This window comes from Anaerosporobacter sp. (assembly GCF_965301125.1).
Genome location: NZ_CBDLAM010000107.1, coordinates 1 through 5,113 on the forward strand (window position 1 = coordinate 1; position 5,113 = coordinate 5,113).

General features: G+C 33.8%; 2 protein-coding genes and 1 pseudogene. All 3 read left to right on the top strand.

What is annotated here, in order from left to right:
* The first annotated feature begins 323 nt into the window (after positions 1 to 323).
* Positions 324 to 1,643 (top strand): MATE family efflux transporter, encoded by a 1,320-nt coding sequence (locus tag ACW2QF_RS12200; protein ID WP_455716287.1) that lies wholly within the window; start codon positions 324 to 326, stop codon positions 1,641 to 1,643.
* A 184-nt stretch (positions 1,644 to 1,827) separates the two neighbouring features.
* On the top strand, positions 1,828 to 4,122 hold the full coding sequence (locus ACW2QF_RS12205; protein WP_455716281.1) for a ribonucleoside-diphosphate reductase subunit alpha: 2,295 nt from the start codon (positions 1,828 to 1,830) through the stop codon (positions 4,120 to 4,122).
* A 99-nt stretch (positions 4,123 to 4,221) separates the two neighbouring features.
* A pseudogene (locus ACW2QF_RS12210) lies at positions 4,222 to 5,113 on the top strand (ribonucleotide-diphosphate reductase subunit beta); the annotation flags it as partial.

Below are 5,113 nucleotides of genomic sequence, written 5' to 3' on the forward strand. Positions count from 1 at the left end.
CTGTTCGTATATGGGAATGCCGGATGAATTATTAATAATAATATCCAATAGAATGCACTCCTTTGTTATATTGTATATATACTATATGTACAATATAACATCGGTGTAAAGATATGTCAAGGGATAAATGAAAATATAAGAAAATACATTTTATATTCTATAGAATATGCTATACTAAAAAGTCGGTGGTACCAATTCGTAATCATTACAAATTGGTGTCATCGACTTTATTTATGGACTAATACACGAAAGAAGGATATGTAATTGTGAAAGAAAATCAATCAACATTACTCACTGAAGGAACTATATGGAAGAAAATTATTATGTTTGCAATACCTATATTTTGGGGGAATGTGTTTCAGCAGTTGTATACCACGGTAGACTCACTGATTGTTGGCAATTTTATTGGAAATGATGCATTGGCAGCAGTAAGTTCTTCTGGTAATCTTATATTTTTACTGGTTGGATTCTTCAATGGTATCGCTATGGGAGCTGGCGTTGTTATATCAAAATATTTCGGAGCAAAAGATTATAAGAATATGCAACTAGCGATACATACTGATATTGCATTTGGATTAGTAGCAAGTGTGATTTTAACGGTACTAGGTATTATTTTTACACCACAGATATTGACATGGATGGGAACTCCAGAGTCAGTTTTGCCAAATTCTATTTTATTTTTCCGAATATATTTTATGGGAGTATCAGCAGTTGTTATGTATAACATAGCTGTTGGTATTTTACAAGCGATTGGGGATAGTAGACATCCGCTTTATTATTTGATTATAGCGTCTATTGTAAATGTTGTCCTAGATTTGCTCTTTGTAGGAGTATTTAAACTAGGGGTTGGATCATCAGCATTAGCAACGGTTATCTCTCAAGCAATCAGTGCATTGTTATGCTTCAGGCGTTTAATGAAGTACGATACGGTATATAAAGTTTCTATAAGGAAGATTCGTTTTAATGGTCCTATGTTAAAACAGATTATTCAATTAGGATTGCCATCTGGTGTACAGAATTCCATTATTGGTTTTGCTAATGTTATTGTTCAATCGAATATAAATGCTTTTGGTGTTGATGCAATGGCTGGTTGTGGAGCATATACGAAAATTGAAGGTTTTGCGTTCTTGCCAATAACTTGTTTCTCAATGGCATTGACAACTTTTGTAGGGCAAAATTTAGGAGCTGGAAAGTTAGATAGAGTAAAAAAAGGAACAAAATTCGGTATTATCTGTTCAGTTACCATGGCTGAGATCGTTGGAATAATAATTTGGATTGGCGCACCTATGTTAATCCGTATATTCAATAATAACCCTACAGTTATCGCTTTCGGTACGAAACAAGCAAGAACAGAAGCGTTATTTTATTTCTTGCTGGCATTTTCACATTGTATAGCTGGGATTATGCGTGGTGCAGGTAAAGCAATTGTGCCTATGATAACTATGCTGTTTTCTTGGTGTATAATTCGAATCACCTACATTACGATAGCAGTACATATTGTTCCAAAGATTGGAGTAATATTCTGGGCATATCCACTAACATGGTCATTAAGTTCGATTATATTCTTGATTTATTTTAAGAAAGTCGATTGGCTACACACTTTTGAACGAATAGGTCATGAAGAAAAATTAATTAAAGAATAAGTAGAGTATTATATAGATAAATAATTTTCATATGGATTTAAACTAGTACTTGATATTTCATCTCAAAAGTTATATAGTAATAGTAACCATTATCGCATTACAATATAATGTGTTTTAAGTGGGAAAAAATCGATAAATAAAACAATATATAGATAGCCTAAAGAGATATGTGGGAGGATTATTCATGACAATTAATATACGCAAAAGAAATAATACAATAGAGCCCCTATATGTAGAAAAGACAAAGAGAATGATCGCATTTGCATGTGAAGGACTTGAGGGTTGCGATCCAATTGAATTAGAATTAGATGCAAGAATTCAATATGTAGATGGAATGACAACGAAAGCAATTCAGAAAGTATTAATTCAGACAGCAATTGAAAAGGTAGTTCGTACCACAAAAGATGAATTCGGGAACTCAACAAACCAAACAAATACCAACTGGCAATATGTAGCAGCAAGATTATTTGTATTTGATTTGTATAAGGAAGCTGCTATTAGCAGAGGATATAAACATTTTGGATATGGTGATTTTGTTACTCTAGTTGACACATTAACAGATTCTAATCAATACGGTGCATATCTTAAAGAAAATTATACAAAAGAGCAGATCAAAGAGTTAGGTGAGTATATTAAACCTGAGAGAGATTACCTATTTAATTATGAGGGTGTGAAGTTATTAGCAGATCGATATCTAATCCGTAGTACTAAAGGTGAAGGATGTGAACTTCCACAGGAACGTTTCTTAGTTATTGCCATGCATCTTGCAATACCAGAAGGTGAGAATCGTGTTAAATATGCAAAAGAATTCTATGATATATTAAGCACATTGCAGATGACGGTAGCAACACCGACATTAGCTAATGCAGGAACTAGTTTTTATCAGTTAAGTAGCTGCTTTATTTCAACTGTTGGAGATAACCTCTGGTCGATTTATGATGTGAATCAGAAGTTTTCTAAGGTAAGTAAACACGGTGGTGCATTAGGAATTTATATTGGGAAGATCCGTAGTTTGAATAGTGAAATTCGTGGTCATAAGAATGCATCTGGAGGGGTTATCCCGTGGGTGCGTCTATATAATGATACTGCTGTGGCGGTTGACCAATTAGGTCGTCGTAAAGGTGGAGCAACAATTACTCTTGATATATGGCATGCGGACTTATATGATTTTCTTGAACTTAAGACGAATAATGGTGATGATCGTAGAAAGGCTCATGATATATTTACAGGATTAAGTATTCCAAATCTATTTATGGAACGTCTAGAGGCAAGAGAAGAATGGTCATTATTTGATCCATACATGATAAGAAAAGTCATGGGATTCTCATTAGAGGATTGTTATGATGAGGTAGACGATAAAGAATTTACTAGAAGATATCTTGCTTGTGAAGCATGTGAGGAATTACCAAGAATTAAGGTGACAGCACTTGAAATTATGAAGAAAATTATGAAGAGTGCAGTTGAGACAGGAACGCCGTTCTTCTTCTTTAGAGATACAGTAAATCAAGCGAATCCAAATAAACATGAAGGAATGATCTATTCATCAAACTTGTGTCAAGAAATTGCGCAGAATATGAGCGAGACAGAATTGATAGAAGAAGCTATAATAGATGATGAGTATGGTTCAAAACAAATCATACACAGGATGAAACCAGGAGATATGGTTACTTGTAATCTAAACTCTATTAATCTTGGTAAAATCGAAAAGAAAGATTTAGCGCATAATGTTCCGTTACAGATTCGTATGCTTGATAACGTTATTACACTGAATAAAGTTCCGGAGTTAGATGCTAAGATTACGTCGGATAAATATCGAGCAATTGGACTTGGAACAAGTGGATACCATCATTATCTTGCAAAAAATCAAATTACATGGGAAAGTGAAGAACATTTAAGAGAAGCGGATGAATTATTCGAAGAAATCGCTTACCAAGCCATTAAGGCATCAATGGAATTAGCTAAAGAAAAGGGAGCTTATGAAGCTTTTGAAGGTTCAGAATGGCAAACAGGTGCTTATTTCGATAAACGTGGATATACAAGTGAAAGATGGCAAAAGCTAAAAGCAGACGTTGCGCAATATGGTTTACGTAATGGATATATTATGGCAGTTGCACCAACAGGAAGTACTTCAAACATTGCCAATACTTCTGCTGGAATTGATCCAATCTTCAAACGTTTCTTCGTGGAAGAGAAGAAGGGAAGTTTTATCACGAAAACTGCACCTGATTTGAATGATGAAAATTATTGGTTTTACAAAGAAGCCCATACAATTGATCAACAATATTCCGTTAAAGCATGTGGAATTCGTCAACGTCATATTGATCAGTCACAATCCATTAACTTCTATATTACACCTGAATATAAAGCGAAAGATATCCTAAACTTATATGTGGAAGCTTGGAAACAAGGATTAAAGACTGTATACTATATAAGAAACCAATCGCTTGAGATGGATGAATGTACAAGCTGTTCAAGCTAATAAATCCAAGGTGATCGATATTATGAGAAGAAATTGAGAGGTAAAGATATGGATAAAAAGAAGATATTTAATGAGTATGGTGAGCGTGGCACAAGTAGTATGATAAATGGTAATACAACAAATCTAAGAGAATGGAATCGAATCAAATATGACTGGTCTAGAATGTTATATCGTACCATGTTGAATAATTTTTGGATTCCAGAAGAGATTGCATTAAACGAGGATATAAAACAGTTCCCTTACTTAACAGATGGTGAGAGAAATGCCTTTGATAAGATTATCTCGTTCCTTAATTTCCTAGATTCCATACAAACGGAAAATCTTCCGAATTTGTCAAGATATATTACAGCGCCAGAAGTAACTTCACTACTTAATATTCAAGCGTTTCAAGAAGAAATACATGCGCAGAGTTATTCTTATATCCTTGATACCGTGACAAATCCGATTACTAGAGATAAGATATATGATATGTGGCGAGAAGATGAGCATCTATTAAAAAGAAACAAATTTATTGCTGATATTTATCAACGATTCAATGAAAATCCTAATGAGGAGAATTTTCTTCGAACGATTATAGCTAACTATATTCTTGAAGGAATTTATTTCTACTCAGGATTTAGTTTCTTCTATACCTTAGCAAGACAAGGAAAGATGACAGCTACAAGTATTATATTTAAATATATTAACCGTGATGAAGTTACGCATCTTGTGTTATTCCAAAATATTATCAAGGAAATGAGAATAAAGAGTTATTTACACCAGAATTTGAAGAAGAGATTCGTCAGATGATGAAGACTGGTGTTGAGCATGAAATCTCCTGGGGGCAGTATGTAACAGATAATCAGATACTTGGTATTAATAATGAGTTAATTGACAAATATATCAAGTATTTATCAAATCTAAGACTTAGAGCAATTGGTGTTAAGGAATTATATCCAGAGATTAAGGAGCATCCGATGTCTTGGCTTGAGTCTTTCTCTAACTTAAATAG